This window comes from Tundrisphaera lichenicola, from assembly GCF_051175385.1.
GTDB lineage: Bacteria > Planctomycetota > Planctomycetia > Isosphaerales > Isosphaeraceae > Tundrisphaera > Tundrisphaera lichenicola.
The window spans coordinates 3,619,405-3,642,542 of the sequence record NZ_CP195106.1 but is presented as its reverse complement, the minus strand read 5'-3'; the positions used below and the strand labels follow the sequence as shown (position 1 = coordinate 3,642,542).

Sequence of the window (23,138 nt, the reverse complement as noted above, 5' to 3'; positions counted from 1 at the left end):
CAGGTCAGGAATCCCGGGCCGACCACCAACGCCCCGTGATTCGCAGGTTCGTCGGACTCAACAGATCCTCGGCAATTGTTCGCCGGAGAGGAGCGTCACCACCCGCTCTCCGCCCACTCGAGATTTCAGGATCACCATCCCCGGATGTTCGGAAACGACCGTACCCACGATCGACGCATTCCGTCCGAGCGGGTGCTCCCGCATCGCCTGGAGGGCTCGATCCGAGTCCTCCGGCGGGACGACGGCGATCAATTTCCCTTCGTTGGCGACGTAGAGCGGATCGAGGCCGAGCATCTCGCAAGCCCCCCGGACCTCCAACCGGAGGGGGACCGCCGCCTCGTCCAGCGTCACCCCGACCCCCGAGGCGCTCGCCAGCTCATTCAGGGCACTGGCCAGGCCGCCTCTCGTCGGATCGCGCATGCATCGCGTTTCCGGGCAGGCATCCAGGATCACCCGGGCCAGCCCATGAAGCGGGGCGGTGTCGCTTTCCAGGACGGTCTCGAACTCCAGCCCCTCTCGGACCGACATGATCGCGATCCCGTGATCGCCGACCGTCCCCGAGAGCAGGATCCGATCCCCGGGCCGCGCGGAATGGATCGAGAGCGGACGCCCTTCGGGCATCAGGCCGATGCCGGCGGTGGTGATGAAGACTCCGTCCCCCTTGCCCCGATCCACGACCTTGGTATCGCCGGTGACCAGCGAGACGCCGGCCTCCTCGCAGGCCGCGCGCATCGAGGCGACGATCCGCCTCAGGTCGACCAGCGGTAGCCCCTCCTCCAGGATGAAGGCCGCCGAGAGGTAGAGCGGCCGGGCCCCCGAGACCGCCAGGTCGTTCACGGTCCCGTGGACCGCCAGCCGACCGATGTCGCCGCCGGGGAAGAACAGGGGACGGACCACGAACGAGTCGGTCGTGAAGGCCAGCCTCGGCCCGGCTCGGCCGTTGCCGGAATCGAGCCGCAAGCTCGCCGAGTCCTCTAGCTTTCCGAGCGTCTCGCCGCCGAATCCGGGCAAGAATACCCGAGCGATCAGGTCGGCCGAGAGCTGCCCCCCGCTCCCGTGACCGAGCAGGATGTGATCGTATCGCGATCTGGGCAACGGGCAGTTCCCGAGCGGGAAGCCGTCCGATTCCCCTTCGTTCGACGACCGAGGGCCGAGATCACTCATCGGGCACCTCCGACCGACTCGACGATCGGGCCAGGCTCCCGGATGCCGATTCCTTCGAGGTGTCGTCCATAGGCGTGATAGGCCGCGCAGGCCCCTTCGGACGAGACCATCGTCGCCCCGAGCGGGGTGGCGGGGGAGCACTCCTTGCCGAAGGCGGGGCAGTCGTGCGGCTTCTTGACCCCCCGGAGAATCTGACCGCTGATGCAGACCGACGATTCGGACGTCTCGATATGGCCAACCTCGAAGATTCGCTCGGCGTCGTGGTCGCGGTATTCGTCGCGAAGCCGAAGACCGCTCGCGGGGATCGGTCCGATCCCTCGCCACTTGCGGTCGCAGACCTCGAAGACGTCCTCGATCAGGCGGCGAGAGGCCGGGTTTCCATCGACCCGGACGGCTCGCGCGTACTGGTTCTCGACCTCGGCCCGCCCTTCCTCCAGTTGCCGGACCGTCCGGAAGACCCCTTCCAGGAGGTCCAGCGGTTCGAATCCGGTGATCACGATCGGGACCCGGAACTCGCGCGCGATCGGCTCGTATTCCGAGGTCCCCATCACCGCGCAGACGTGCCCCGGCCCGAGGAACCCCCGGACCCGGTTGCCGGGGGCCTGGAGGATGGCCATCATGGCGGGGGGCACCAGGACGTGAGAGACCAGGGCGCTGAAGTTCGCCAGCCGCCGCTTCCGGGCCATCCAGATGGCCATCGCGTTGGGTGGGGCCGTGGTCTCGAAGCCGATGGCGAAGAACACGACCTGCCGGGCGGGATTCGCCGCCGCCAGCTTCACGGCGTCGAGCGGCGAATAGACCACCCGGACGTCGGCGCCGAGCGACTTCAGTTCGAGCAGGTCGCCGCGCGAGCCCGGCACGCGCAGCATGTCCCCGAACGAGCAGAAGATCACCCCGGGCCGCGAGGCGATCGCATAGGCGCGATCGATCGTCTCCAGCGAGGTCACGCAGACCGGACAACCCGGGCCGTGGACCAGCTCGACCTCGGGGGGCAGGAGCCGGTCGATCCCGTATTTGACGATCGTGTGCGTCTGGCCGCCGCAGACTTCCATGAGAGTCCAGGGCCGGGTCACGACCCGGGCGATCGCCCGAACCAACGTCTGCGCCGCCTCGCCGTCGCGATATTCGTCGAGGTATTTCACGGCGGGGGCTCCCCCAGCTCGTCGAGCTGATTCATCCGTTCGAGGAAGGCGAAGACCTGCCGGGCCTCTTCCTCGTCGATCCGCGAGAGGGCGAAGCCGACGTGGACGAGCACGTAATCGTCCGGACGAACCTCGGGGACATGCTCCAGGCAGACCCGCCGGGAGATCCCGCCGAAGTCGACCTTCCCCATGAGGATGTCGTCCTCCTGATAGGTCTCGACCACCTTGCCGGGGATGCCCAGGCACATCTTCGGAATCCTCCAGGGCGGGTTCAGTCGGACATCGAGGCGGAGATCGCCAGCTGGCCCAGGCTCAGGCCACCGTCCCCCGGCGGGACCCGCCGATGCCGGTAGACCCGGAATCCGTCGCGACCCAGCCGGGCCACGGACTCGTCCAAGAGTAACGCATTCAGGAAGACTCCGCCGGAAAGGGCGACCGCGTCGAGGCCCGATCGCCGGCGGAGCCGCTCGCAGACCTCGGCGATCACATCGACCAGGGTCGTCTGGAAGCGACGGGCCACCCGCGCCGGACTTTCCCCCCGCCTCACGTCGTCGGCCACCGCACGAATCAGAGGTCGCGTGTCCACGATCAGCGGAACGTCGGGCCCCGATCCTCGCTCGATCCCGACTTCGAAAGGATAACGACCATCGGGCGGCTCACCCATCGCCAGCCATTCCAACTCCATGGCGGCCTGCCCTTCGTAGCTGACCCGATCCCGGATTCCCGCCAGTGCGGCCACGGCGTCGAAGAGACGCCCGACGCTGGAGGTCGGCGGCGAGTTCAACCTGGCCTCCATCATTTTCGCGATCATCTTGATTTCCGCGTGCGAAGTCCGTGCTTGCGTCAACTCAGGGGGCGAGCCGGAATCCAGGAGATGAGAGGTCGCCATCCGCCAGGGCTCGCGGATGGCCCGGTCTCCGCCGGGCATCTTGACGTATCGAAAGTGTCCCGCTCGCCGGAACGTCCGGAAATCTCCGACCAGGAATTCGCCGCCCCAGACCGCGCCATCGGTGCCGAAGCCCGTTCCATCGAAGATGACGCCTATGGCCGGATCGTCCACCCCGTTATCCGCGAGGCAACTCGCCAGGTGGGCATGATGATGCTGGACCTCGTGCCGAGCGATGCCCATCGTGTCGGCTCGATCCCTCGCGTACCGGGTGGTCGCATAGTCGGGATGCAAATCATGCACGATCCGCTCGGGTCGGATCGCGAAAAGTCGCTCGTAGTGCTCGATGGCCTCGATGTACGCCCGATAAGCCCGATAATGGTCGAGGTCGCCCAGGTGATGGGACGGGAAGGCGTGGCCCCCCCGACCCAGGGCGAAGGCGGCCTTCAATTGCCCCCCGACGGCGAGCGTGGGACGTGGACAGGGCCGAGGAAGGGGGATGGGCCGGGGGGCGTCTCCCCGGGCGCGCCGGATCGGCAGCTCGGCCCCGGCCACCCATCGGGTCACCGAATCGTCGGACCGGAGGTGGATGGCCCGGTCGTGGGTCAGGTAGACGTCCGCGATGCTCGCCAAGCGTTCCCGGGCATCGTCGTCCTCATGGGCGATCGGCTCGTCCGAGCGGTTCCCGCTGGTCATTACCAGGGGCAGGCCGTCCAGTTCTTGGAGGAGCAGGTGGTGCATGGGGGTGTAAGGCAACATCACGCCGAGGTACGGATTGCCGGGGGCCACCTCGTCGGCAAGGCGCCGAGCCGGGCGGGAGCGAAGCAGGACGATCGGCCGGCGCGACGATTCGAGCAAGCCTCGCTCATCCGCGCCCACCTCGCAGAGATCGGAGGCCGACCCGAGATCCCGGACCATGACGGCCAGCGGCTTCTCATCGCGATGCTTGCGCCGACGAAGCTCCGCGACCGCCCTGCCATCGACCGCGGAGCAGGCGAGATGATACCCTCCCAGGCTCTTGATGGCGACGATCCCCCCGCGCTTCAGGATCGCGACGGCGTGGGCCAGCGGTTCCGGACCGTCGAGCGTCCGACCCTCCCGGTCGACGGCCCGCAGGCTCGGGCCGCAAGCGGGGCATGCGATCGGCTGGGCGTGATAGCGACGGTCCCGCGGATCCTCGAACTCCGACCGGCAGTCTCGACACATGGCGAAGGCCGCCATAGTCGTCCGCTCGCGATCATAGGGAGCCCCCCGGATGATCGTCAGCCGGGGACCGCAATTGGTGCAGTTCAGGAACGGATAGCGATATCGACGGTCCCTCGGCTCCCACAGCTCCCGGAGGCAGTCGTCGCAGGTGGCGATATCCGGCGCGATGAAGATCGACCCGGCGACTTCGATCTCGCTGGGCTCGATCCAGAAATCGGGCTCCCCGAGCGACGGCACGGGCCTCCACTTCACCTCGTCGATCCGGGCCAGGGGCGGGGGCCGGATCGCCAGATCGGCGAGGAACCGATCCAGCGCCGCGGGGTCTCCCTCCACCTCGATCCAGACGTTGCCGGCCCGATTCCTCACGGAGCCGCGGAGGCCGAGCCGCCTGGCCAGGTCGAACACGAAGGGACGGAAGCCCACCCCCTGCACGATCCCGCTGACCTCGATCCCCCGACGATCCATGGGGTGCGCCCCCCGGAGATGCACCCGGCATCCTGACGCCCGTTGCCGAGACTTCGGGAAGATCCCGAAAGTAGATCTAACGCCCACTGATATCCTCAAGATGGTCTAGTTCCATGTCAATGGGCTACGCCCGAGCACTCCCAACTCACACCGGCCGGGGGGTGGGCAATTCATCGCCCCGGCAAGCGAGCCCTTCCAGGTCTCGTGCAAGTCCGGACGAGCGTTGCACGCGGGGCGTCGCTCGGTTCCAATGGGGTCTGGAGAGGCCCGAACGAGCGAAGGCCGAGGGACGACGACCCTGGATGGCGGCCCGACCCGATGGGGGGCGATCATCCCCCACCCGATTTCGAATCGTTCCTCTCTCGGAGAGAGCCCCGAAGGCGGGACCGTTTGCAGTCAAGGGAAACTCGATGAACCTCCAGCTCGCACTCACCTGTTCGGCGATCGGCCTGATGGGCCTGGGAGCCTCGGCCTTCGCGGCAGGCCCCGAGGACTCGGGAATCGCCGACTTCGAGCGGAACGTCCGGCCGATCCTGGTGAACCGTTGCTACGAGTGCCACTCCGCCGCATCGAAGAAGAGCAAGGGCGGCCTGCTGCTCGACACGCGCGAAGGGGTCAGGGAAGGGGGGATCAGCGGGCCTGCCATCGTGCCGGGAAAGCCCGAGGAAAGCCCGATGATCCGGGCCCTGGCGCACACCGACCCCGACCTGAAGATGCCTCCCAGGGGTAAGCTGCCGGATCACGAGATCGCGGCCCTCTCCGAATGGGTCCGAAAGGGAGCGTCCGACCCCCGGACGGGTCCGGAGGTGACTGGCCCGGCGGATGGCAAGGATCACTGGGCCTTCCGCTCCGTGACGCGACCCGAGAGGCCCGAGGTCAAGGACGCGAGCTGGCCCCGGACCCCGGTCGATCGATTCATCCTCGCAGCAATCGAGGCGAAGGGGATGACCCCGGCCGCACCGGCGAGCCGGCGCACGCTGATCCGTCGGGCGACCTTCGACCTGATCGGCCTGCCCCCGACCCCGGACGAGGTCGGGGAGTTCGTCGAGGATCGATCGCCCGACGCCTGGGAAAAAGTGGTCGATCGGCTGCTCGCCTCGCCGCTCTACGGAGAGCGTTGGGGGCGTCACTGGCTCGACGTGGTCCGCTATGCCGACACGGCCGGGGAGACCGCCGACTATCCGGTCCCCGAGGCCTATCGGTATCGGAACTACGTGATCCGATCATTCAACGAAGACAAGCCTTACGACCGGTTCATCGTCGAGCAGATCGCAGGGGACATCCTGGCCCGCGAGGCCGCCGATCGCGGGGGGGCGACCGAGGCGAACTATGCCGAACTGGTCACGGCGACCGGATTCCTGGCCATCTCGCGACGCTTCGGCTTCGACACCGAACGCTACGAGCACCTGACGATCCAGGACTCGATCGACGGCGTCGGCCAGTCGGTCCTGGGCCTCTCGATCGGCTGCGCCCGCTGCCACGACCACAAGTTCGACCCGATCTCGGCACGCGATTATTACGCCCTCTACGGGATCTTCGCGAGCACCCGCTACGCATTCCCGGGCTCCGAGCGGCTCCCGCAGGTCCGGGCGATGGTCCCCCTGGCCAGCCCCGAGGTCGCCGGCCCCCTCTGGAAGGAGTGGGAGGCCGAGATCGACCGGATCCAGGCCCGCCTCAAGTCATCATCGACGGTCATCCTTCGGCCCCTGAGCGGCCTGGATGGAGACTTCGAACTCCAGGCCGCGCCTTCGGGAGGCAGCCTCGGCCTGCCGTCCAACCCCTGGATCTCCGAGGGGGGAGCCCTGATCGACGGCGGGGCCCAGAGTCCCTTCGCGAACGTCTACCCGAAGGGGAACATCGGCGTCTCATTCTCGGGCGACGGGGAGACACTCAGCTTCCGGCGAGGGCTGGTCCCGGCCGATTCGGCCGACGCCGGCGGGACTCTCCATTTCGGGCTCGACTTCCGCTTCCCCGGCGCACCGGCCGACCGGACCGGCTCGTATCGGATTCGCCTGGGGGATGAGTCCGGCGGGTTCGAGATGTCCCTCGCCCCCGACTCGATCCGCGTCAAGGATGGGGATTCCTTCAAAATCGCCCGCACGCTGGACGCCCCCGCAAATGCCTGGAACCAGGTCCAGGTCAGCATCGACCTCCGGGCGAAGACCTTCTCGGGGACGGTCGGGACCCCGGGGGACCTCGCCAGGTTCGAGGGAAAGATGACCGGCTGGGATGGGGCGATCCGGTCGATCGTCATCGATGGATCGGGACACCGGGACGGCCTAAGGCCCCCGCTCCAGGTGGACAACCTGGCCGTCTCCGAAAGCCCACTGCCGGCGATGCCGCCTCCCGAAGGGCCAGCGATCGTCGCCACCGAACCGGCAAAGCCCGAGGAAGCGGACAGCCTGGAAGCCCGGCTGGCGGAACTCCTGGAACGCGGACCTTTCCCCCAGGCCTATGCCGTCTGGGAAGGGAGCCCCAAGGATGTCCCGATCCAGAAGCGAGGAGAGCCGGAACGGCCGGGCGAGCTCGCCCCTCGGGGATTCCTCCCGATCCTGGGGGGCTCGAAATTGCCCGACGGGACCGAAGGCAGTGGCCGGCTGGAGCTGGCGCGATGGCTCACGGCCCCCGAAAATCCGCTGACTTCCCGGGTGATCGTCAACCGGATCTGGCAGCATCATTTCGGGCGGGGCCTGGTCGCCACGGAGAACGATTTCGGGACTCGCGGGCGACGGCCAACCCACCCGGAACTGCTCGACTACCTCGCCTCGATCTTCAACGCCCCGGCCGACCAGCCGGAAGGGCTGGGCTGGTCCATCAAGCGGATGCATCGCCTGATCTTGCTCTCGAACGCCTACCAGACCAGCGGGGCCGGCGACCCCTCGGGAATGGACCTCGACCCGGCCAACGAATGGCTCACGCGATTCCCCCGGCAGAGGCTGGAAGCCGAGGTGTTGAGGGATTCGATCCTGGCCCTGAGCGGGGGTCTCGACCTCTCGGTGCCACCCGGCGAAGGGGGCCAGCCGCCGTTCCCGCCCCTCCGCCAAACGAAGTTCTCGCAGCACGCCCCCTTCCTCGCGGACTATGACACGAAGCGACGAAGCATCTACCTGATGACGGCCCGGATCCGCCGGCACCCGTTCCTGGCCCTGTTCGATGGGCCGGACACCAACGCCAGCACGGCCCGCCGGAACGAGACCACCGTGCCCACCCAGGCGCTCTTCTTGATGAACGACCCGTTCGTCCATGAACAATCCGCCGGATTCGGGAGGCGGCTGATCGCGGCGGCCTCCGACGATCCTCGGCGGATCGCGCTGGGCTTCGAGATGGCCCTGGCCCGCGAGCCGAGCGAGCCCGAGCTGGCCGAGTCGATGGAATTCCTCCGGCGCTACCGGCGGAACATCGAGGCCGCGGGCCTGCCCGAAGATCAGCGCGAATCCCTGGCCTGGTCGGGTTTCGCCCGGACCCTCTTCGCCCGCAACGAATTCTTCTTCGTCGACTGAGATCCCGGCCGATCCCGAGGCAATCCGATGCACCGACCGACCCCCGCCGATCTCCGAACCTCGCCGATCGGCCGCCGGGATTTCCTGAGGGCGGGCGGCGGGTTCGGCACCCTCGCCCTCGCCGGGCTCCTGGCCGACGAGGCCCGGGCGCAAGGCACCCCCTCCTCGACCCAGGCCGATCCCCTGGCCCCGAAGCCCCCCCACTTCCCGGCCCGCGCCAAGCGAGTGATCTTCCTGTTCATGACCGGCGGCGTCTCCCACGTCGAGTCGTTCGACCCCAAGCCGAAGCTCGAAGCGGACCACGGCAAGACGGTCACGATCGACAACTGGCAAGGTCGGCCGGGGAACTACAACTTCACCCTCAAGCGGCCCATCTTCCCCTCGCAACGGGGCGGGAAGTGCGGGACCGAGGTCAGCGACCTCTTCCCGCACATCCGGGGGGTGGTCGACGACCTCTGCGTCATCCGATCCATGACGACGGATCACACGAATCATTACGAGAGCACGCTGGGCATGCACACCGGCTCGTTCAACTTCGCCCGGCCGAGCGTCGGGGCGTGGGCGAGCTATGGCCTGGGGACGGAGAACCGGAACCTCCCCTCGTTCGTGGTCGTGGCCCCTTCGAGCCCATACGCCGGCGCCCAGACCTGGGGCTCCGACTTCCTCCCGGGATGCCACCAGGGGACCCACATCACGCCCGGCCGGACGCCCATCGCGGACCTGGCCCGCTTGAGCCCCACCGCCGAACTCCAGCGGCTCGAGCTGGAATTGATCGCGAACGCCAACCAGCGACACCTGGCCGATCGGTCGGCCGACGCCGCGCTCGAGGCCCGGATCCGCTCGTTCGAGACCGCCTTCGGGATGCAGTCGGCCGCGCCCGAGGTCTTCGACCTCTCGGGAGAGACCGATGAGACCCTGGCGTTGTACGGCCTCCAGCGCGGGCAGACCACCGGCTTCGGCTGGCAATGCCTGGTCGCCCGGAGGTTCGCCGAGCGTGGGGTCCGCTTCATCGAGCTGATCGACACCGGCTCGTCGGGCAATGCCGCGATCCACTTCAACTGGGACGCCCACGGCGACATGGAGACCCATGCCCCGCTGGCCAAGAATGTCGACCAGGCCATCGCCGCGCTCGTCGCCGACCTGAAGCGGACCGGGATGCTCGACGACACCCTCGTCGTCTGGACCACCGAGTTCGGCCGGACCCCCTACCACAGCGACCCCAACGCCAAGGGGCGCGAGCACCATCACCAGGTCTTCTCCTCGTGGATGGCCGGTGGCGGGATCAAAGGCGGGATCGTCCATGGGTCCTCGGACGAGTATGGGATCGCCGTGGCCGAGGACAAGGTCCACGTCCACGACTTCCACGCCACCATCCTCCACCAGCTCGGGATCGACCACGAACGACTGACCTACCGCCACGCGGGCCGCGATTACCGGCTCACCGACGTCTCCGGACGTGTTGTCAAAGAGATCCTCGCCTGATCTCCTCCCTGGATCGCTCTCTGAACCGAAGACCGCTTGAGGCTCCCTCATGTCCCGATCGTCCGCCCTGTTCGCCGGATTCCTGATCGTCTCGCTCGTCCCCTCGATCGCCCGCCCGCAGGCAAGCCCCCCGCCCGACGAGCCGGCGGCGATCAACGCCGAGCCCCGATGGTTCAAGGGGAACCTCCACACCCACTCGCTCTGGAGCGACGGCAACGACTACCCCGAGATGATCGTCGACTTCTACGCCCGGCGCGGCTATCAGTTCCTCGCCCTGTCCGATCACAACATCCTGGCCCAGGGCCAGAGGTGGATGTCGGTGGCCCAGGCCAACAAGCGGGCCGGGCAGGACGGTTTCGACCGCTACCTGAAGCGGTTCGGCGACGACTGGGTCGAGACCCGCGCGGTGAACGGCGACCGGCAGGTCCGGCTCAAGCCTCTGGGCGAATACCGGACCCTCTTCGAACGGCCGGATCGGTTCCTCCTGATCCAGGGGGAGGAGATCACCGATCGGTTCGAGTCGAAGCCGATCCACATGAACGCCAGCAACGTCCAGGAACTGATCAAGCCCCAGGGGGGCAAGAGCGTGCCCGAGGTGATGGCCAACAACCTGGCCGCGGTCGAAGAGCAGGCCCGGCGGCTCGGCCGCCCGATCCTGGGACACCTGAATCACCCCAACTTCGGCTACGCGATCACCGCCGAGGAGCTGGCGATGGTCACGAAGGAGCGGTTCTTCGAGGTCTACAACGGCCATCCCGACGTCCACCACCAGGGCGACGAGACGCACGCCGGGATCGAGCGGATGTGGGACATCATCAACACGATCCGGGTCGGCGAGATGAAGGAACCCCCGGTCGCCGGCCTGGCCACCGACGACTCGCACAACTACTTCGGCCAGGGCGGATCGTCGCCGGGCAAGGGCTGGGTGATGGTCCGAGCCCGGTTCCTGACGCCCGAGTCGATCATCCTGGCCATGCAGTCGGGCGACTTCTACGCCTCCAGCGGGGTCACGCTCCAGGACGTCCGCTACGCCCCCGAGTCGAAGACGCTGGAAGTCCAGGTCAAGCCCGAGGGCGACGCCCGCTACACCATCCAGTTCGTCGGCACCCTGAAGGGCTACGACCCGACCCGGAAGCCCGTCGTCGACCGGGAAGGCAAGACCCTGCCGGTCACGCAGAGGTACTCCGACGACGTGGGCAAGGTCCTGGAGACGGTCGAAGGGACCTCGGCCACCTACCGGCTGACCGGGGAAGAGCTCTACGTCCGGGCGGTCGTCACCTCCGACCAGGCCCCCGCCAACCCCACGTTCCCCGAACAGAAGGCCCAGGCCTGGACGCAGCCGGTCGGCTGGGAGAAGTGAGGATGGTCGGGGCCGATTCGAGGCTCCGAGCAAATCCGATCAACCCGCGGTTCCCGAACGTCGCGCAATCATCACAGGCCATGTCGTCGGCGATGATCAGGACGACGTTGGGACGCCTGGGACCTTCGATTGCCTGGGCCGGGATCAGGGCCATCGCGAGCAATGTCGCCAGGGTGGTCATGGTCATGATGGGCCTGGCCTCAAGTCGATGGGCAATTCGCAGGCTTCGTAAACGGCGAGAAGGGGCGTTTGAGCACGGATCAGGGCTTCATCCTCTTGAACGTAACCAGGGCGTTGTCGTTCCCACAATATTCCCACCCATCCCGGCCCAGTTCGTTATATCTCTCCTCTACGGCCACCCGGATCTTCGAGGGCTCCTTCATCGCCTGCTGGATGTTGATCAACTCGGTGAGCAAGAGGACACGATATTCCCAAATCGAGGCGGACTTGGCCGGTTGAACCTGGGCATCAGGCCCGCGGGCGAGCGAGAACCCGGCGACGATGGAAAGAACGAGCAACACCGGGATTAAAAATCGACGCATGCCAAGTACTCCATAGAAAGGAGCTGGATCGGTCAAAGCCCCCGAAGGCGCAGCTCATGGGTTCGCCGCTTCAATAATGATCGTTTATGTCTATATTCATTCATCAAAATCGAACTCGCCGGTCGAGTGCAGGTCGTCTTCCATGATGCACCCGCAAAGTCCCGTTCGGTGGATGCTCACGGCGTAGGACCATCGCCCGTCCTTGCCATAGGCCATGCCCGAGACGGTCCCGAGTTCGCCATGGATCTCGGCGAGGTCGGGGTTGCTCGCCGCGACGATGACCTTCTCATGGAAGTCGAACTTGTTCGTATCCTCGCCCGTCTCCGGAGAAACGCCGCGACGGAACGCGGACAGCGACATCCACCTTACCAGCGGCGAGAAGCAGCGGCATTCGGCGGACGGGTTCCAGATCGCCCAGGGCTCATCCGGCGAGCCTTGTCGCTCCCATCCGGTGGCGAGTTCGACCAGCATCCCTTCGTAGGCCTCGCTCGAATCGCCGACCGGGCGAAGTTCGATGCCGATTTCGTAATACTCGGGAATCTTCCAGTATGGCTCGACCGGCCGGGAACGGACTTGGCCGAATCGTCCCGCCTTCGACGCGACCACGCCCGCGAGGGTCTCGGCCACACTCGGGTCTTCGGTGGCCGCGAATAGCCGGAGGATGATCTGCCAGTGATCGGGCATGACCTCGTGTCTCGTTGGTGGCATGATCGGCAGGCCGACTCTCGGGCGAGAGGCCCGATTTTATCAGCGGGCGAACCCGTAATAGCAGGCGAGGGCAACGAGCAGACCGATCGAAATGACAACGGCCACGACCCACCTCCGAGTCGCGCGCATGGACGTCCAGCTCGACTCGTCGAGGTAGTATCGACCCTCCGACGCTTCGCGGATGACCTCGTGTCGACGGAGCCGACGCATGGCAAGCCCGTCCGTGCCGGAGAGGTCCGCGAGGGATTTGGCCGCTCCAGGATCGGTGGCACCGGCGGAGCGCAGCGTCTCCACGAGCCGATTCTCCCGCATCAGCAGTATGGCGGCGATACTCATTCAATCCACTCCGCAAGTGTCGGCGAACGACCCGCTCCGATTTCGGCTCCACGCATTCCAGGATCGATTCGGCACGAGGCCTCGTGATATTGTCAGCTTCCGCGCGATTCCGTCGCGTTAGCCACGTTTCCCAATGTCGAACCCTCGATATCCGTCACTCCGGCAAGGCGAACGCCACGAAGGCATCGCCCGCCTTGGTCCGGAGCTTGCCGGCCCCTCCCGCCGCGATCACGACGTATTGACGGCCTTTCACCTGATAGGTGGACGGGGTCGCGTAGCCTCCCGCGGGGAGGGCGTGCTCCCAGAGCATCTTGCCGGTCGCCTTGTCGAAGGCGTGGAACCGCTCGTCCTTGGACCCGGCGATGAAGACGAGTCCTCCCGCAGTCACGATCGTGCCTCCGAAGGTCTCGGTCCCGGTCCTCGGGATGCCCCGGGCGGTCAGCTCGGGATGCTCGCCCAGGGGGACCTGCCAGGCGATCTCCCCCTTATTGAGGTCGATCGCGCTCAGGACTCCCCAGGGAGGCTTGATGGCGGGGTAACCCTCATGGTCGAGGAACTGGTGGTACCCGGTGTGACGATACGGGCCATTCTTCGCCACGTCCTTCACTTCCGAATCGGCCATCGTGAGGATGTTCGGCACGTTGTTCGAGTTCACGAACAGCAGGCCAGAGGTCGGATCAAACGACGCTCCCGACCAGTTCGCGCCCCCGTGATAGCCGGGGATCACGACCGTCCCCACCGTGCTGGGCGGGTTGAAGGCCGGGCCGCCCCGGATCTTCTTGAGTTGTTCCAGGACCGAGGCCCGGTTGGCCTCGCCGATGTCGGTCACGTTCGACTCGTCGAAGTTCTGGACGGCGAACGGCGGCGGCTTGACCGGGACCGGCTGGGTGGTCGCGGCCCGCTCTCCGGTGATGTCGGAGGCCGGGACGGGCAGGTCCTTGACCTCGAACAGGGGCTTGCCGGTGACCCGGTCGAACAGGAAGACGTAGCCGGTCTTCGTCACCTGGGCCACGGCGTCGATCGACTGGCCGTCGTGGGTCACGGTGACGAGATTGGGATAGACGGGCAAGTCATGATCCCAGATGTCGTGTCGGAGAGTCTGGAAGTGCCAGGCCCGCTTCCCGGTCCTCGCGTCGAGGGCGATCGTGCAGTTGGCGAACAGGTTATCGCCGGGCCGATCCCCCCCGAAGAAGTCGAACGCGGCCGAACCGAGACCTGCGAAGACCATTCCCCGTTCCACGTCCACGCTCAAGCCGCCCCAGGCGTTCGCGGCCCCTCGATCCTTCCAGGACTCCCCCTCCCAGGTCTCGTGCCCGAACTCGCCCGGCCGGGGGACCGTGTGGAACCGCCAGAGTTGAGCCCCGGTCCGGACGTCGAACGCCCGGATATCCCCCGGCGCGGTGATTCCCGGCCCCTCGCCGCAGGAGACCCCGACGATGATCGTGTCCTTCCAGATCGCCGGGGCCGAGGTGGGACCATAGGAGAGCTTGGCGAACTTCGGATCAAGCTCCGTCCGGAGATTGCGGATTCCCCCCTCGCCAAACTCGGGGTCCAGCTTGCCCGTCGCGGCATCGAGCGAGAACAGGCGGCCGTCGGAGGTCCCGTGGATGACTCGACGCTCGCCGCCGGGCTTCCCGTCCGACCAGTAGGCACACCCCCGGTTGACCCCGCCCGACGCGGGCGAGTGCTCGAACGGGTGATCCTTCAGGGGGTCGAACTGCCAGAGTTCCTTGCCGGTCGCGGCGTCCAGGGCGACGACCCGGAGATATCCCGTGGTCAGGTACATCACCCCATCGACGACGATCGGCGTGCATTCGATCGTCTTGCCCGCCCGACCTTCCAGCTCCCCGGTGTGATACGTCCAGGCCGGTTTGAGCCGGGCGACGTTCTCGCGATTGATCTGATCGAGGGGGGAATAGCGCGTGCAACCGGGACCATTACCGACGCCCGGCCAGTCGCCCGAAGGGGCGGTCTGACCCTCCGCGAGGCCGACCAGCGCGAGCAGGAACGAGAGGCGGATCAAGCTGGATCGCATCGGGAAGCCCTCAAGTCATCCGAATTTGGCGAGCCTCCAGCATACTCGCGCCCGGGCTCGGCGAAAGGGGCTGGTCGCCCGACGAAACCGGCAGAGTGTACCTATGGAATCTCGGGCTCGAGCCTGAGTCGCTTCCTGGGTGCCATGCTCTCGCGGAGCGTGAGCATGGGGGTGGCCTGGACGTCCTCTCATGCTCACGCTCCGCGAGAGCATGGCACCCGGCCCGGTGACCCCAAGAATCTACGGGCACACCCAACCGGCACCGCGTCCCTATCCGTCAGTAGACGAAGGGCAAGAGTCGCCAGGTCCGCTCCCGATACGCCCGGTAATCCTCGCCGAACTCCGACAGGAGCAACGACTCCTCGGCCCCAATCATCGGGATCAGGAACGGGATCAGGAGGGCGACCAGGACCAGCCCCAGCCCGCTCCGGAACAGGAGGACCCAGCCAACCCCGCCGACCATCGCCCCGGAATAACTCGGATGTCGGATGAACCGATACAAGCCCGTCGTCAGCAGCTTGTGACCCGGCTGGGTCGCCAGGGGCCAGGTGAAGCGATCGCCCAGCAGGAACATGGGACCGACCCGCATCACACCCCCGACGATCAAGAGCGCCAGGCCCAGATAACGGATGGTGTCCCCGCCGATCGTCGCCAGGTCTCGACGGTCGGAATAGGCGGGCCAGCAGGCCATCAAAAGACTGATCAGGGCCAGGGGGACCAGTCGCCATCGACCGTGAGCATCGGGCCGAGAGCAACCGCCCAGGTGGATGCCCGAGAAGAGCGAGGCCGCCGCCGCCAGGCCGATCACCAGCAGGCCCCCGGCCCGGGCCGGGTGTCCGATCAACCCGCCCAGACCTCCCCAACCCCAGGCCGCCAGCCCGAAAAACAGGACGATCGAGAGAAGTGTCACCGATATCAAGCTCGGACTCGGCCGACGGATCGACAATCCCCTACCTCCGGTACTCTGGGGCGATACTCGATCCAGACTACCACGGCAGGGCCCCGGATGCAGCCGAGTCGCGCCGCCATCGGTTCGACAGGTTGGGGCGTTGTCCTACTCGGCGAGAGTGGCATGCTCTCGAGCAGCGTGAGCGGGTCACCCCAACCCCGATCATCGGCCAACTTGGGAGGCTCCGAGACCGGGCTTACGGCCAGTCTTCATCCGTACGCGATTCGGGCGAAAACCTCTGGAGCGATCACCAGTTATTGGCCCACCCCCATCGGACGATCGCGATGACGTCCTGGTCCTGGATGTCGTTCCCGAGGGCGATCCGGTGGATCGCGTCGGGGACCAGGCTTCGACCGGTGGAATCGGAACTCCCTTCGGCCTGGAACCCCTGGATGTTCCCGGCCACGATGAGGGCCCGCTCGTAGACCAATCGCTGCACCTCTTCCGACACCGATGGCAGGCTGGCCTCCATCATTTCGAGGGTTTGCTCGGGTCGGTCCCCCACGAGTAACCGGACCGCTTCCTGCCTCTGGTAGGTCCTGAAGGCCACGTAGCCCATGATCGCGACGCCAACCAGGACCACCGCGACGGTGATCCCAACCACCCTCTGCTTATCCTCTCGGCACATTTCAGGACCTCGTCTTCTTTCGGTGCGGCACCATCGCACGCTTAAAGAACTTTCATACTTCATCTTCGACTGTAGCTCACCTCTACGGGCTCGCGGGCAAGCGGTGACTCGCCGGCCCGAATCTCGCGCGAATTCTCGATCGGCCGACCCCGATGGTAGGGACCGGAGTCTCGGCGGCAGGGAATTGGTCGGACTCGCGGGAGTGCGTACAATGCCGAGCGATCCGACCCTCACCGATGATTGACCCGAGATCTCGCCCCATGAACGCTTCACCGCTCGTGCTCGGCCTCGACGTGGGGACTCAGAGCCTTCGCGCCTCCCTGGTCGATCTGGAAGGTCGGACGATCGCCACCGGGTCCGAGCCGATCGCCACGTCCTATCCCCGGCCGGGCTGGGCCGAGCAGGACCCCCACGCCTGGTGGAAAGCGGCCGGGCTCGCCGTCAAGGCGGCCTTGATCCGGGGGGATGTCGCCCCTTCACGGGTGGTCGGGATCGGCCTGAGCTGCACCGCCTGCACCGTGGTCGCGTGCGATCGGGACGCCGAGCCGCTCCGCCCCGCCTTGCTCTGGATGGACCAGCGGGCCGCGGCCGAGGCCGCCGACCTCTCGAAGACCGGCGACCCGAACCTCCGGTATGTCTCGGGCAAGCTCTCGCCCGAGTGGATGTTGCCCAAGGCCCTCTGGCTCAAGCGGCACGAGCCGGAGACCTACGCCAGGGCCGACCGGATCGTCGAGTGCACCAACTGGTTCATGCGCAAGCTGACCGGCGAGTGGACGCTCTCGCTGAACCACGTCGCGGTGAAGTGGAACTACGCCCGGCCCGAAGGGGGCTGGCCGTTGAAGATGATGGCCGCGACCGGGCTCGACGACCTCCGATCCAAATGGCCCGATCGGATCGAGCCGCTGGGGCAGGGGGGGGCGACCCTGGCCCCCGAGGCGGCCCGCGACCTCGGGCTGGAGCCCGGCACGCCGGTCGCCCAGGGGGGCATCGACGCCTACCTGGGGATGCTCGGGATGGGGGCGACCGGTCCCGGGGACGTCTCGATCACGGTCGGTTCCAGCACCTGCCACCTGGCGCAGTCGAAGGCCGGGGTCTTCGGCTCGGGCGCGGCGGGCTGCTATCCCGACGCGACCGTGGAGGGGCTCTACACCCTGGAGGCCGGTCAGACCGCCACCGGGTCGATCCTCGACTGGTATCGCCGCCACTTCGCCGGGAACGAGCAGGAGCAGGCCGACGCCCGAGGGGTCTCGGTCTTCGAAGTCCTGGACGCTCTGGCCGTCGCCGTGCCTGCCGGGGCGGAGGGGCTGATCGTCCGCGACGACTGGCAAGGGAACCGATCCCCGTACAAGAACCCGGCGGCCCGGGGGGCGATCGTCGGGCTGACCCTGGCCCACGGGCCGGGCCACATCATCCGGGCCCTCTACGAGGCGACCGCCTGCGGGACCCGGCATATTCTGGAGGACGCCTCGGCCCACGGGCTCGACGTCCGACGGGTCTTCGTCGGCGGAGGAGGGGCCCGCTCGCCGCTCTGGCTCCGGATCCACGCCGACATCCTGCAACGCCCGATCCACCTCGCTCGGGACCCCGAGACCTGTGCCCTGGGGGCCGCGATGGCCGGGGCCGTGGGCGCGAGGATCTTCCCCGATTTCGACGCCGCCGCCCGGGCCATGGTCGGCATCGACCGGGTCATCGAGCCCGATCCGACCCAGGCACGCCTCTACGATGACCTCTTTTCCCGCTACGTCGGCCTGTATCAGCTCCTGAACCCAGGATGATCGCAAGCCCCCGGATCGCAGGGCGAGCCCTGCCCGACTTCCTCGAATTCAAAGGGATTCCATGCCAGATTTCATCACGCGACGATCGTTCACCGGGCTGGGTGCGGGCCTGGTCCTGGGCTCGACGGCACGGCCTTCCCGCGCCGACGATGCGCCCGGGCCGACCGAGGCGGCCTTCGAGCGAGACTATCCCGCGCCGGAATTCAAGCCCTCCTGGAAGAAGCCCCAGATCTGCCGACTGATGGTCCAGGACTTCGTCATCTTCGCGCATTCCGAGCTGGAGATGACCCGGAAGCTGCTCGATCGGGAACCGGCGTTGCTCAACGCGACGATCGACTGGGGGGGCGGGGACTGGGAGTCGGGCCTGGGTGGGGCCTCGCACATGGGCCGGCGCGACATCGTCGAGTTGCTCCTGGGGCGTGGGGCGAGGATCGACCTGTTTTGCGCCGCGATGATGGGGCAGCTCGACGCGATCAAGTCGTTCCTGACCCTCCAGCCCGAGCTGATCGATGCCCGAGGGCCGCACGGGTTCACGCTCCATTTTCATGCCCAGGTGGGGGGTGAGCCGTCGTCGAACGTCCTGGAGTACCTCCAATCGATCAAGAAGATCGAGCTGAAGCCGAATCCGTTCCTGAAGAAGCCGGCCGCGCCGGCCCGTGGGGGCTGAGCCGGGAATCCGGGTCGTCGGGTAAGCCCGGATGGCCGACCGATGTTCTAAGTTAGATAATATGGATGACCGGCATCGCGCGTTTGCGGGGTTGGGCTGCCCATGGGAATCCCTCGAACGTCGGGCCGATTTCGAGAAATCATCCGAAATGAGCGATCGTCGTCCCCTCGAAGCTGATGGGAACCGGAGGCTCGTCCTGCCCAGGCTCTGTGCAGCGACCTCGGCGGCGATCGGGGTGATTGTCCTGGTTGGCTGGGCGCTGGATCTCGAGGTCCTCAAGAGCGTCGCGCCGGGCCTGGTCACGATGAAGCCGAACGCGGCGCTGGCGTTCCTCCTGGGGGGCCTGGCCCTGGGGTGGATCCGGGAGGACCGGCGTCGGAATCGGGTCGCGATCGGGTTGGCGGCCTCGGTCGCGGCGATCGGCTGGTTCACGCTCCTGGAGCATGCCTGCCGCGTCGATCTCGGGTTCGACCAGCTCCTGGCCCGGGATTCTCCCGGGGCGGTGGCGATGATGGCCCCCGGCCGGATGCACCCGGCGACGGCGCTGGATCTGACCCTGCTGGGGATCGCGATGATCCTTATGGCCCTCGACTGCGGTCATCGCATGGCCCACTGGTTGTCGCTCGCGGCGAGCCTGATCGCGGGCTCGTCGCTGGTTGGCTACTGCTATGGGGTCCGATTCTTCCTGGGGATGGCATCGCTGAACCAGATGGCGGTCCATACCGCCTCAGGGATGCTGATCCTTTCCCTGGGCATCTTGACGATCCGGCCGGCTAGCGGACTGATGAAAGCCATCACCGGCGATACCCCGGGCGGCCAGATGGCGCGTCGGCTCTTGCCGATCGCCTTCGGGGTGCCGATCGTCCTGGACGGGATGGCCCTCCTGGCCGAATGGGCGGGGGTCTTCGACGCCAGATATGCGACGGCGACGAGGGTGATCGTCACGATCTCGGTCCTCGTCGGTTGCATCGGCTGGAATGCGCACGCACTCCAGAGACTCGACGAACAGCGCCGGAGATCGGACCAGTCGCTCCGGATCCTGACCGACGCCATCCCCCAGATCGTCTGGACCGCCAACCCCGACGGCATGATCGACTACTTCAACCGCCAAGGGCTGGCGTATACCGGCCTGGACCTCGAGGAGGTCGCCCGTGGCGGGTTGGATTCGGTCATCCACCCCGACGACCGCCCCAGCCGCGTCGAGGCCTGGAAACGGGCCATCCGCTCCGGCCGGGGTTTTCAGCTCGAGAGCCGGATCCGGCGGACCAGCGACCGGTCCTATCGCTGGCATCTGGGGCAGGCCGAGCCGATGCGAGACGATTCGGGCCGGATCATCCGATGGTTCGGCACCTGCACCGATATCCACGATCAGAAGATACTCGGCGAGCGGCGCTACCGGTCGCTGGTGGAAGCGACCACGGCGATCGTCTGGAATACGCCCGCCTCGGGCGAGTTCGAGTCGGAACAGCAAGGCTGGAGCGACTTCACCGGACAGAGTTTCGATGAGCTGAGGGGCTGGGGCTGGCTCGATGCGATCCATCCCGAAGACCGGGCCGAGACCGTCCGAGTCTGGTCGAAGACCGTCGCGAATCGGTCCACCTACCGGGTCGAGCATCGGATCCGTCGGGCCGACGGCGAGTACCGGCACATGATGGTCCGCGCCATCCCGATCCTCTCCGAGGACGGGACGATCCACGAATGGATCGGCGTCCATACCGACATCGACCTCCAGAAGCGGGCCGAGGCGGCCCTCCGAGAGGCCAAGGAGGCCGCCGAGGCCGCCACCCGGGCCAAGGGGGAGTTCCTGGCCAACATGAGCCACGAGATCCGGACGCCCATGAACGGCATCCTCGGCATGACCGAACTGACCCTGGGCACCGAACTCTCGGACCGCCAGCGCGAGTACCTCGGGCTGGTCAAGTCCTCCGCCGATGCGCTGCTGACGGTGATCGACGACATCCTGGACTTCTCCAAGATCGAGGCCGGCAAGCTCACGCTCGACCCGGTCCCCTTCAAGATCCGCGATGCGGTGACCGACACCCTCCGATCGCTCGCCCTGAGGGCCCACGGCAAGGGGCTGGAACTCGCCTGCCGGGTCGCCCCGGATGTGCCGGACTCGGTCATCGGCGACCAGGGACGGATCCGGCAGGTGCTGGTGAACCTGGTGGGCAACGCCATCAAGTTCACCGAGGCCGGAGAGGTCTGCGTCTCGGTCGAGGCCGGGCCGGATGGCGCACTCCACTTCGCCGTGGCCGACACCGGGATCGGCATTCCCGAGGCGAAACGGGCCGCCATCTTCGCGCCGTTCGAACAGGCCGACGGTTCGACCACGAGGAAATACGGCGGGACCGGACTGGGCCTGACCATCTCCAGCCGCCTGGTCTCGTTGATGGGCGGCCGGATCTGGGTCGAGGATCATCCCGAACGAGGCAGCATCTTCAAGTTCACGGCCCACCTGGAGCCGGACCCCGAGGAAAGGACCGCCGCGGTGTCCAGGGTGTCAGGCCGGCTCGAAGGCCTGCCGATCCTGATCGTCGACGACAACCGGACCAACCGCCTGATCCTGGAAGAACTCCTGACCCAATGGGGATGTCGCCCCCGATCGACCAGCGGAGGGGCCGAGGCCCTGACGATCCTGGCCGAGGCGGCCGGTCAGGGCGACCCCTTCCGGCTGGTCCTGCTCGACCGGATGATGCCCGGGATGGACGGGACCGAACTGGCCCGCAGGATCCTCGGCGAACTCGGCCCGGATGGCCCCAGGATGCTGATGCTGACCTCCGGCGGCTCCGATGAGTCGGGCCGCTTCCGCGAGCTGGGCATCGGCGGCTGGCTGAGCAAGCCGGTCCGCCACTCCGACCTTTACGACGCCGTCATGGACGTCCTCGGGCCGGATGATGGCTTCTTGCCGGTCGAGGCGACGCAGCCCATGGAAGCCGACCTGAAGCCGATGAGGCGATACCTCCGGATCCTCCTGGCCGAAGACCACCCCGTCAACCAGAAGGTGGCCGGTCGGATGCTGGAAAGCCTGGGTCACGAGGTCACGATCGTCGGCAATGGACGGGAGGCCGTCGAGTCGGCGGACTCGGCCCAATTCGACCTGATCCTGATGGACGTGCAGATGCCCGAGATGGACGGGTTCGAGGCCACCGCCGCCATCCGGCTCCGCGAAGGTCGCGGACGACGCACCCCGATCATCGCCCTGACGGCGCACGCGATGGCGGGCGATCGCGAGCGATGCCTGGGCTCCGGCTTCGACGACTACCTCTCCAAGCCGATCCAGGCCGCCACCCTCCAATCCGCCCTGGAACGGATCGATTGGCCCGAGGCGGACCCCCCGCCCCGGGGACCGGGCGAGGACGCCGGAAGACCACCCAGCTTCGACCGACGAGCCGCGCTGGAGAATCTCGGGGGCGACTCGGAGTTGCTCGACGAGGTCGTCGGCCTCTTCCTCGACGACTGCCCTCGGCTCCTGGGAGCGATCCATGAGGCCCTCGGATCCGGCGACTCGGCCACCCTGGAACGCCTGACCCATACGGTCTCCGGCGTGGCCAGCAACTTCGCCGCCAAATCCATCGCAGAACCGGCCCTGAAGCTCCAGGTGATGAGCAAGTCCGGCAATCTGGCCGGGGCCGGCGTAATCGAAGGCGAACTCGCCCGGGCCGTCGAGCGGTTCCGTGAGGAGGTCGGGGCTTCAAGGGCCCACTCCCCCGCATGACGATGAGTCGATCAGGCTGCTTTCGAGTCCTCGATTCCTGGAAAAAGTCGGAACCAGGGCACCTTCCGGTAACATTGACCCGTGATGGACGGGCTCAATCACCGGCGAGGGGCGATAGACGTGGGCATCGGACGAAACGGCGCCGTGGCTCGGCAGCTCGCCACGCTCTTCAATGTGGGCGTGACCGGGACCTTGACCGACGGCCAGTTGCTGGAGCGGTTCGCGAACCGACGAGGAAAGGCGGCCGAGCTGGCGTTCGCCGTCCTGGTCGAGCGGCACGGGCCGCTGGTCCTCCGGGTTTGTCGGTCTTCTCGGCGGGCAGGCATCACAACCTCTCGGCCGGCTGGTCCCCCAACGGCAAGCGGATTGCCTTGGTGAAGTTCGACGTGCCGGCGAATGGCGTGGCCACGAAAGGCCAGCTCATTATTCTCGAAGCCGACGGCGAGGGCCGGGTCGAGTTCCCCCTGGAAGACCTCAAGTCGGCCGACATGCCCGACTGGCGATGAGGCCGAGCCCTTTCGGCTCGACGACATCAGGGCCGGGGCTTCGATCCCCCGGCCTTTCCCGTCGACGGGCCG

At 67.1% G+C, this 23,138-nt stretch carries 18 protein-coding genes; 8 read left to right on the top strand and 10 right to left on the bottom strand.

Annotation, left to right across the window (positions count from 1 at the left end):
• Positions 1-57: 57 nt before the first annotated feature.
• Genes hypE through hypF form a run of 4 tightly spaced genes read right to left on the bottom strand, consistent with a single transcriptional unit; the run spans position 58 to position 4,863 of the window.
• Entirely contained in the window at positions 58-1,164 is a 1,107-nt protein-coding gene (gene hypE, locus P12x_RS14510) for a hydrogenase expression/formation protein HypE (RefSeq protein ID WP_435011586.1), read from the bottom strand.
• Entirely contained in the window at positions 1,161-2,306 is a 1,146-nt protein-coding gene (hypD, locus tag P12x_RS14505) for a hydrogenase formation protein HypD (protein WP_435011585.1), read from the bottom strand. Before hypD ends, hypE begins: the two co-directional genes overlap by 4 nt.
• Positions 2,303-2,554 (bottom strand): HypC/HybG/HupF family hydrogenase formation chaperone, encoded by a 252-nt coding sequence (locus P12x_RS14500; protein WP_435011584.1) that lies wholly within the window; start codon positions 2,552-2,554, stop codon positions 2,303-2,305. Before P12x_RS14500 ends, hypD begins: the two co-directional genes overlap by 4 nt.
• A 23-nt stretch (positions 2,555-2,577) precedes the next feature.
• Positions 2,578-4,863 (bottom strand): carbamoyltransferase HypF, encoded by a 2,286-nt coding sequence (hypF, locus tag P12x_RS14495; RefSeq protein WP_435011583.1) that lies wholly within the window; start codon positions 4,861-4,863, stop codon positions 2,578-2,580.
• Between the two features lie 410 nt (positions 4,864-5,273).
• On the opposite strand from hypF, the gene P12x_RS14490 reads away from it, so the two are divergent.
• From P12x_RS14490 to P12x_RS14480, 3 genes are read left to right on the top strand one after another with little or no spacing between them, the layout of a single operon-like run.
• On the top strand, positions 5,274-8,363 hold the full coding sequence (locus tag P12x_RS14490; RefSeq protein WP_435011582.1) for a DUF1553 domain-containing protein: 3,090 nt from the start codon (positions 5,274-5,276) through the stop codon (positions 8,361-8,363).
• A 27-nt stretch (positions 8,364-8,390) separates the two neighbouring features.
• Positions 8,391-9,845, top strand: coding sequence for a DUF1501 domain-containing protein (locus P12x_RS14485; RefSeq protein WP_435011581.1), 1,455 nt, complete (start codon positions 8,391-8,393; stop codon positions 9,843-9,845).
• 49 nt (positions 9,846-9,894) lie between these two features.
• Positions 9,895-11,205: a PHP domain-containing protein gene (locus tag P12x_RS14480; RefSeq protein WP_435011580.1), complete on the top strand. Its 1,311-nt coding sequence runs from the start codon at positions 9,895-9,897 to the stop codon at positions 11,203-11,205.
• Between the two features lie 260 nt (positions 11,206-11,465).
• Here P12x_RS14480 and P12x_RS14475 read toward each other — a convergent pair whose 3' ends face one another.
• From P12x_RS14475 to P12x_RS14450, 6 genes are all read right to left on the bottom strand, one after another.
• Positions 11,466-11,747, bottom strand: coding sequence for a hypothetical protein (locus P12x_RS14475; RefSeq protein WP_435011579.1), 282 nt, complete (start codon positions 11,745-11,747; stop codon positions 11,466-11,468).
• 96 nt (positions 11,748-11,843) lie between these two features.
• Complete coding sequence (locus tag P12x_RS14470) at positions 11,844-12,431, bottom strand: hypothetical protein (RefSeq protein WP_435011578.1); 588 nt, start codon at positions 12,429-12,431, stop codon at positions 11,844-11,846.
• A gap of 63 nt (positions 12,432-12,494) precedes the next feature.
• Positions 12,495-12,791: a hypothetical protein gene (locus P12x_RS14465; protein ID WP_435011577.1), complete on the bottom strand. Its 297-nt coding sequence runs from the start codon at positions 12,789-12,791 to the stop codon at positions 12,495-12,497.
• Between the two features lie 154 nt (positions 12,792-12,945).
• A complete protein-coding gene (locus tag P12x_RS14460) occupies positions 12,946-14,826 on the bottom strand; it encodes a pyrroloquinoline quinone-dependent dehydrogenase (RefSeq protein WP_435011576.1) in 1,881 nt (626 codons plus the stop codon).
• Positions 14,827-15,103: 277 nt separating this feature from the next.
• Complete coding sequence (locus tag P12x_RS14455) at positions 15,104-15,736, bottom strand: methyltransferase family protein (protein ID WP_435011575.1); 633 nt, start codon at positions 15,734-15,736, stop codon at positions 15,104-15,106.
• 286 nt (positions 15,737-16,022) lie between these two features.
• Positions 16,023-16,403 (bottom strand): hypothetical protein, encoded by a 381-nt coding sequence (locus P12x_RS14450; protein WP_435011574.1) that lies wholly within the window; start codon positions 16,401-16,403, stop codon positions 16,023-16,025.
• 260 nt (positions 16,404-16,663) lie between these two features.
• Between P12x_RS14450 and P12x_RS14445 the strand changes: the two genes are divergently transcribed.
• The 5 genes from P12x_RS14445 (at position 16,664) to P12x_RS14425 (ending at position 23,066) form a co-directional block, all read left to right on the top strand.
• Positions 16,664-18,178 carry an FGGY-family carbohydrate kinase gene (locus tag P12x_RS14445; protein WP_435011573.1) on the top strand — a complete coding sequence of 505 codons (1,515 nt, stop codon included), beginning with the start codon at positions 16,664-16,666 and terminating at the stop codon, positions 18,176-18,178.
• 61 nt (positions 18,179-18,239) lie between these two features.
• A complete protein-coding gene (locus P12x_RS14440) occupies positions 18,240-18,845 on the top strand; it encodes an ankyrin repeat domain-containing protein (protein WP_435011572.1) in 606 nt (201 codons plus the stop codon).
• Between the two features lie 148 nt (positions 18,846-18,993).
• Positions 18,994-22,560 (top strand): response regulator, encoded by a 3,567-nt coding sequence (locus tag P12x_RS14435; RefSeq protein WP_435011571.1) that lies wholly within the window; start codon positions 18,994-18,996, stop codon positions 22,558-22,560.
• 120 nt (positions 22,561-22,680) lie between these two features.
• Positions 22,681-22,938, top strand: coding sequence for a hypothetical protein (locus P12x_RS14430; RefSeq protein WP_435011570.1), 258 nt, complete (start codon positions 22,681-22,683; stop codon positions 22,936-22,938).
• A complete protein-coding gene (locus P12x_RS14425; protein ID WP_435011569.1) occupies positions 22,935-23,066 on the top strand; it encodes a hypothetical protein in 132 nt (43 codons plus the stop codon). The genes P12x_RS14430 and P12x_RS14425 overlap by 4 nt, the downstream gene beginning before the upstream one ends.
• The last annotated feature ends 72 nt before the right edge of the window (positions 23,067-23,138 follow it).

Bases quoted from the DNA above. Each gene is read 5' to 3' on its own strand.
- P12x_RS14490 (WP_435011582.1), top strand. From the start codon at position 5,274: ATGAACCTCCAGCTCGCACTCACCTGTTCGGCGATCGGCCTGATGGGC.
- P12x_RS14475 (WP_435011579.1), bottom strand. From the start codon at position 11,747: ATGCGTCGATTTTTAATCCCGGTGTTGCTCGTTCTTTCCATCGTCGCC.
- P12x_RS14440 (WP_435011572.1), top strand. From the start codon at position 18,240: ATGCCAGATTTCATCACGCGACGATCGTTCACCGGGCTGGGTGCGGGC.
- P12x_RS14445 (WP_435011573.1), top strand. From the start codon at position 16,664: ATGAACGCTTCACCGCTCGTGCTCGGCCTCGACGTGGGGACTCAGAGC.
- P12x_RS14450 (WP_435011574.1), bottom strand. From the start codon at position 16,403: ATGTGCCGAGAGGATAAGCAGAGGGTGGTTGGGATCACCGTCGCGGTG.
- P12x_RS14500 (WP_435011584.1), bottom strand. From the start codon at position 2,554: ATGTGCCTGGGCATCCCCGGCAAGGTGGTCGAGACCTATCAGGAGGAC.
- hypE (WP_435011586.1), bottom strand. From the start codon at position 1,164: ATGAGTGATCTCGGCCCTCGGTCGTCGAACGAAGGGGAATCGGACGGC.
- hypF (WP_435011583.1), bottom strand. From the start codon at position 4,863: ATGGATCGTCGGGGGATCGAGGTCAGCGGGATCGTGCAGGGGGTGGGC.
- P12x_RS14435 (WP_435011571.1), top strand. From the start codon at position 18,994: ATGAGCGATCGTCGTCCCCTCGAAGCTGATGGGAACCGGAGGCTCGTC.
- P12x_RS14480 (WP_435011580.1), top strand. From the start codon at position 9,895: ATGTCCCGATCGTCCGCCCTGTTCGCCGGATTCCTGATCGTCTCGCTC.
- P12x_RS14470 (WP_435011578.1), bottom strand. From the start codon at position 12,431: ATGCCCGATCACTGGCAGATCATCCTCCGGCTATTCGCGGCCACCGAA.
- P12x_RS14460 (WP_435011576.1), bottom strand. From the start codon at position 14,826: ATGCGATCCAGCTTGATCCGCCTCTCGTTCCTGCTCGCGCTGGTCGGC.
- P12x_RS14485 (WP_435011581.1), top strand. From the start codon at position 8,391: ATGCACCGACCGACCCCCGCCGATCTCCGAACCTCGCCGATCGGCCGC.
- P12x_RS14465 (WP_435011577.1), bottom strand. From the start codon at position 12,791: ATGAGTATCGCCGCCATACTGCTGATGCGGGAGAATCGGCTCGTGGAG.